At 42.3% G+C, this 5,737-nt stretch carries 6 protein-coding genes; 2 read left to right on the forward strand and 4 right to left on the reverse strand.

Annotated elements, in window-relative coordinates; all coding sequences use genetic code 11:
• Positions 1-772 (reverse strand): C39 family peptidase (locus H6S82_RS15640; RefSeq protein ID WP_191056399.1); only part of this gene is annotated, 772 nt, incomplete at its 3' end.
• Positions 773-1,005: 233 nt separating this feature from the next.
• Here H6S82_RS15640 and H6S82_RS34060 point away from each other — a divergent pair.
• Both H6S82_RS34060 and H6S82_RS15645 read left to right on the forward strand, forming a co-directional pair.
• Positions 1,006-1,128 carry a hypothetical protein gene (locus H6S82_RS34060; protein ID WP_255512175.1) on the forward strand — a complete coding sequence of 41 codons (123 nt, stop codon included), beginning with the start codon at positions 1,006-1,008 and terminating at the stop codon, positions 1,126-1,128.
• A gap of 315 nt (positions 1,129-1,443) precedes the next feature.
• Positions 1,444-1,641 carry a hypothetical protein gene (locus tag H6S82_RS15645; protein ID WP_190462235.1) on the forward strand — a complete coding sequence of 66 codons (198 nt, stop codon included), beginning with the start codon at positions 1,444-1,446 and terminating at the stop codon, positions 1,639-1,641.
• A gap of 59 nt (positions 1,642-1,700) precedes the next feature.
• Here the strand turns inward: H6S82_RS15645 and H6S82_RS15650 are convergent, their stop codons facing one another.
• The 3 genes from H6S82_RS15650 to H6S82_RS15660 form a co-directional block, all read right to left on the reverse strand.
• The gene (locus tag H6S82_RS15650) at positions 1,701-1,892 is read right to left on the reverse strand and encodes a hypothetical protein (protein WP_190462237.1); all 192 of its coding nucleotides are present in this window, start codon (positions 1,890-1,892) and stop codon (positions 1,701-1,703) included.
• 142 nt (positions 1,893-2,034) lie between these two features.
• Positions 2,035-2,478, reverse strand: coding sequence for an aspartyl protease family protein (locus tag H6S82_RS15655; RefSeq protein ID WP_190462239.1), 444 nt, complete (start codon positions 2,476-2,478; stop codon positions 2,035-2,037).
• Between the two features lie 265 nt (positions 2,479-2,743).
• The gene (locus H6S82_RS15660; protein WP_191056400.1) at positions 2,744-5,659 is read right to left on the reverse strand and encodes a hypothetical protein; all 2,916 of its coding nucleotides are present in this window, start codon (positions 5,657-5,659) and stop codon (positions 2,744-2,746) included.
• Positions 5,660-5,737: the final 78 nt, after the last annotated feature.

Below are 5,737 nucleotides of genomic sequence, written 5' to 3' on the forward strand. Positions count from 1 at the left end.
GGAAGTGCGCCCAGGTGGTGTCGGGGCCGGTATAGCTCTTGGATTTGACCAGATTGTAGGAGTAATGCAGGTTTTCCCCTGTCATATCGGTTCTGTAGCCGGAAGCAAAGTACTCGCCGTAGGGATCGTTAACAAAGAATCCCGTTTCGTCATAACCGCGTAGAACAATTATATGTCCTGCGCCTGTTAATCGACCTGAGTAAATGACGGGATTTCCGTTGGCTAGGTGCGCTTTGACTTCATTCCAAGTTGCTTCTGTTTTGAAGACATCGTACATATCGTATTCCAGGAAAACTCTCACCAGATGATCGTGAACGTGACGATCCCATCCATTACGTTTGATCAGTTCAAACAATTCGTCTTCTAGCTGCTTATTGCGACGGGCTGGTCTAATCCCATAGTAGTACAAACACATGGCAACGCTGGTGACGTTGCAGGTTCCCTGCGGTGCGTATCTGTTATTGAGTTGGCTGAAGTAGGGAACAGCTAAACGTACTTCTTGGGGCAGTTTGTCATTGGGGCCGAATTTACCGATGCGTTTAATACCATCGTCGCCAATAACTTCTATGTGTTCTTGGTAAGCGACCCAAGTGTTTCTGCTTTTGAGGAAAGTTTTTTCTAAAGAGAATCGCACATGACTTCCGATGTCTTTATAGGAACTGATGTCGAATACTCTACCAGAGTCAACATCTACTTTTTGAGCTTCGGGTAGTTCGATCGCCTGTACGGGGGATTGTTTGAATACAGTATCTTTAATAACTTTAAGTTTCATGACTGTCTAGCCAAATCATCTATTTACCGATCCCAAAGTTTGGCTAGTCCATCAGGAAAAATGCGAAATTTTAGGGTGAGTTTTTAGTCGAACACTAACCGCGTCAACGAAAAAGTTTCCTGGTGGTTATGATGGCGGTCTTTATTTTGTCTTTCGCTGAATTAATTTTTGTTTTAAATCGGATCGCCCGGTTTTTTGGGATAAGTGTAACTGTATAAATACTTTGTTCAGCTATGACTAGATCCGTAAATTTACGGCGATTTGGCTGGAAATTAAATAAGTATATGCGGGAGCGGATCGCAATTAAATGTAACGGCTTTTCCGGATGGGGAATGGAAAGTGCGATCGCAAAATAGTAGGATGGGCAATACCCACCCCACTCGCTCACAGTTTTGAGCTAGTTAGAGAGGCCATTTGGCGAGCTTCTACTACTTTTGGACTGATTTCTGGTAACGGTGGACGCAGGCAAAGATACAGCAGTGGCCCAAATAAGGGAAATTCATCGATACTGGGTTTACGCAAAAAGCTAAGGATGAAGCATTAATTGGATTTATTTTCGCACAAAAATAAAGGTTTATGTTGGTTAAATTAAATGTGCGATCGCCGACCGCTATTGCTTATTTATTTCAGTCATAGTTGCTATAATGGAATCATACCTTTAGGAAACAGCTATGACTAGCACACCAAATAACGAACCAACACTAGCAGATGTAATCGAAAAGTTGGATAAGCTATCGAATGATGTAGAAAAGTTCAATGACCGTTTTACTAACTACCAGCAAGCAACTCAATGGGTGGTTCAACTTGCTTTTACTTTGATTGCTAGTGCTACTATTACAGTGATTATTACGGCAGTTCTGCGGAAGTAGTGAAAAAGTAGGCGATCGCGTAGAGGCGTGGGTGTGCGAGCGAGCATAGATTGCCGATGTTACGAGTGTATTAATAAGCGCGATTCTTGCTTTACCATACCGTTCATTGCGGCTTGCTGCAATGTCATAAAAGCGTTTAAATCTTGCATACTATATTTAGTTTTTAATAGCTGTCGCAGTTGCTCTTCTGCTTCCACACTGAGATAACCAGTGGCAAGAGCTTTTTGCACAATTTCACGAATGCGAACCATGATTAACCTAACCTCCGGTAAAATTATAGTTTGAGTATTATTGCATGACAATTGATTCCCAAATCCGCTCGCTGACTTACTGGCGATCGACCGAGCGATCGCACTTTGACTTGTCAGTAGAATCTAGCGGCAATTCACATCTTTACAAAATTGTCAAATAAGTTTCGGTTGGACTGATGGGTAACGGCTTTAAAGTTTGATTTTTCAAATTGATTTCTAATCCCAAAGCTTCTAGAGGAATCACTCCCAGAAGCGGATCTCTTCCTCCGGGTAGTTCCCAACACTCGAAGGTTCCTTCTCGATCGAACATAGATATGGTGGCATCTCGGAAAATTCGGGCTTTACCAATTCCCATTGCCGTTGCTACGTCTACTTCTTTCTGTAGTTTTAGTCCCAGTTTGGCGATCGCTTCTGGCGGTAAACACAAGGTAGTTGCTCCTGTATCTACTAACACATTTTTGAGCGTTATAGACCGAATTTGTTCTGGTGGAATTGTCCCATCTTCCGCCCGAATTTGGTCGGCGCGATTAACGATTGTCAGAGTTGCAAAAACTTTTCCCATTTCTGTGTTGCTTTTAATTTGCATATTTGTCTCCTACTGAATATTCGGAGTTTTTCTTTCTATTTATAATAGAAATTTAAGTATTTGTTGAATAATAAACTTATCTGTTTATTCGTCCGACGCATCGCAAAAATTAGGTTGGCGAATTGCTTCTTGACTATCTTCCCTTTTTTAGTGTATCTTTTATATAATGGAAATATTTTTTATTGCAAGTAACACAAGGTATCGGGTGGGGGTGGGAAAAACCCCAAGCGGTTGGCTTTTGGCTTGGGGTGTGGTTTGATGGGGGTTAGGCTAGTTGGATGATGGCGGTGGCGGCGTTGAGAGCCGGCGAGAGCAGCTGTTTGTCCTGTGTCAAAGAATAATCCTCATCCCACCAAGGAATTTCCTCGTAGGTGTCGCCTCCCGCCGCCGTAATACCAAATGTTATAGCGTCAAACATTGCGTGGATGGGGTCGGCGTGCCAGTGCGCTCCCAACACCAGATCAGCCACAACAGTTAACGGGTTTCCAGTCCCAGCAAACAAGTTCCAATTATTGTTCCACTCCATCTCCTTATATGCTCTTTGATAAGGATCCATATCCTCCGAACCCCAATAAAATTGACCCCCTATCTCAACCCCCCCTAAATCACTCAATATATCCCCCCCCGCAGATCTTGCTTCGATTTTCCACTTTGCTTCAACGTCAAAGTCACTGGGATATCCGTCATCGACTGCGACTGCTTCCGCGACTGCTTCATTCCCCCATATTCCTAATTCATGCGTGCGCTGCCAAATACTCTTTAAGAATTCGTACGCGAACTTTGTCTGTACTGCCCTCACCTCCTCTGTGTGGTTACTATCATTTATGTAATTTTCGATGTCTTCCCATTTCGCCCCTTCTTCTATCACAACGTTCCGTTCATTATTTCTTTGTTTATCAAATATCTGGGTCTTCTCTGGATGACCCGTGGGAATCCACACTACATTTCCCTCCTTGTCGGCTATTGTATCGTTGGTTTTTTCGTCTACAGCTCCATTAACAAAAACAAGCTTATCCCCATCCAAGTTAATTCCTTCCTCCAATTGCATTCCCTCGTGCTTCCAAAAGATCGGCTCCCCTTTGTATTTATTCAGATAGGCTTGGCTCCATGACTTCCAATGAGCGGGAGTCCACCAATCCACAACCAAATTTCCGTCATCTATGCCTTTCGTCTTTGCTTCATAGATTATATCAGCTGGCTTCACCCAGTCTGCGTATTCAGCCTTCAACTTAGTCGATGTTTTTCCAAGACCAAATAAGTCAACTACTTCAGTCTGGGCATCTGCGATCATAACTTCATGATTATCACTCTTGCTCTGGTCAACATCTACTCCTTTCTCAAGAGCGTTATATATACTTTCGATTTTGAACTTCATGAAGTCATGGAAATTTGAAGTAAAATCCCCATTGTGAGTAGCGTCTTTCGTCTGAGTAGCGTCTGTCGTGTTGGTAGTATATACTTGCGATAGGGTATGTTTTAGGTCAAGTACTCCATCCAGTTTATTGAGAGCATCTGTCGTCTTTGCTGCATACTTCCATAGCTTTAAATGATGGTCAGTCCACCATTCCGCAACGAAATTTCCATTGTTAATGCCTTGCGTCTTTGCTTCATTGATTATATCAGTCGGCTTCATCCATTCTTTGTACTTTGTTAGTAAATCTGACTCTTTTAAATTAAGAAGAGCCTCTAAGCGGGTCACTTCAAGCTGGGCATCGGCGATTATAACTGAATTATCACTCTTGCTCTGGTCAACATCTAATTGTGCCTTAAGATCGTTATAATCATTAGAATTCGTTGAGGGGAGTTGGAACTTCAGGAAGTTATGGAAATCTGATATAAAGTCCCTAAAGCCAGTGTCGCCTGTTGTCGTGTTTTTAGCATATATTCCATATAGGTCAAGTACTTGTGCGAGGCTATCATTGTTTAATTTCTGTACTTCTGCGTCCTTCAAAAGGTTTAAATGATCGTCAGTCCACCATTCCGCAACCAACTTTCCGCTTTTATCTATGCCTTTCGTGTTTGCTTCATAGATTATATCAGTCAGCTTCACCCAGTTGTTGTAGTTTGTCGTATCATATGGCCCTGTAAGACCAAATAAGCCAACTGCTTCAGTCAACTGCTTCAAGTCAACTGCTTCACTCATAGCGTCGGCGATTATAACTGACTCATCACTCTTGCTCTGGTCAACATTTACTCGTGTCTCAAGATCGTTATAATAACCCAATTGAGTTGAGTTTAGTGTTGTGGCTGTGGCTATTGAGTGGAGTTGGAACTTGCTAATAAAGTCATGGAAATTTGTGATAAAATCCCCAAAGCCTTTTTTAGTAGCGTCTGTCGTGTTGTTAGCGTATATGTTATATAGGTCTAGTGCTTCATTCAGACTATCTGTCGTCGGCTGCTGGCTACTCTCCCCTTTCAACAAACTGAGCAGATCGTCCTTTGTTGTTATATCATCATCCGACGGCAGTGATCGATCATCGCTCGCCGAACCGGGTGTCTGGAAAGTCTTGGCTGCATCTGATAGGAAACTCTCAAACTGATTAGTCCAAGTGTCAAAAGTCGTGGTGTCAGGTTTTTTTACATCGTATAGCTTACCTGAATACTTATAATCCTCATATATTTTCTTCGCTACTTCGAGGATGATGTCACTGTTACTGGGGTTACTTGGGGGGGTGGCGTTGTTGGTGAATGTATGGAACTTATCAAGAAAAGCAGACAAGCTTGACTGATCGTTGCTGCTGCTCTTCGCATAAGTATAATATAACTGGAAAGCTTCATCCACCGCCAACTTCTTCAACTCATCTTTGACAATAACAAAGGCTTTAAAGTCATTGATTTTGGTTGTTTTGTCTGTCCCACCATCGATTAGGAAAATTATTTCATCAACATCACTACTACCACTACTTCCTAAAGATTTCGTGAAAGCAGTTAAGTCTTGATCGAAGTTTCGGCTTGCTAGACTTGGAATCGCTTGGAAGTCATTGTATAAATCATCTTTGACAGTTTTGGCTAGCTCGTCCTTAGTTATTTTGTAATTCTTCAGTGAACTGTCTAGGATGGGTGACTTCGTTTTCTTTGAATCTGATAAGAATGTCTGAAAGTTCTCATTCCACTCAGTGTCAAAAGTCGTGGCGTCAGGTTTATTTACATCGTATAGATTACCTGTATACTGATAACCCAAATATATTTCATTCGCTACTTCGAGGATGATGTCACTGTTGGTAGTGAGGTTAGACGTAGTGCCGCTGGTGAGTGGATA

This window comes from Planktothrix sp. FACHB-1355 (genome assembly GCF_014748295.1).
GTDB classification, from domain to species: Bacteria; Cyanobacteriota; Cyanobacteriia; order Cyanobacteriales; family Aerosakkonemataceae; genus Aerosakkonema; species Aerosakkonema funiforme_A.

Coding starts and splice junctions, on each gene's coding strand:
- H6S82_RS34060 (WP_255512175.1), top strand. CDS start 1,006: ATGACTAGATCCGTAAATTTACGGCGATTTGGCTGGAAATTAAATAAG.
- H6S82_RS15645 (WP_190462235.1), top strand. CDS start 1,444: ATGACTAGCACACCAAATAACGAACCAACACTAGCAGATGTAATCGAA.
- H6S82_RS15650 (WP_190462237.1), bottom strand. CDS start 1,892: ATGGTTCGCATTCGTGAAATTGTGCAAAAAGCTCTTGCCACTGGTTAT.
- H6S82_RS15655 (WP_190462239.1), bottom strand. CDS start 2,478: ATGCAAATTAAAAGCAACACAGAAATGGGAAAAGTTTTTGCAACTCTG.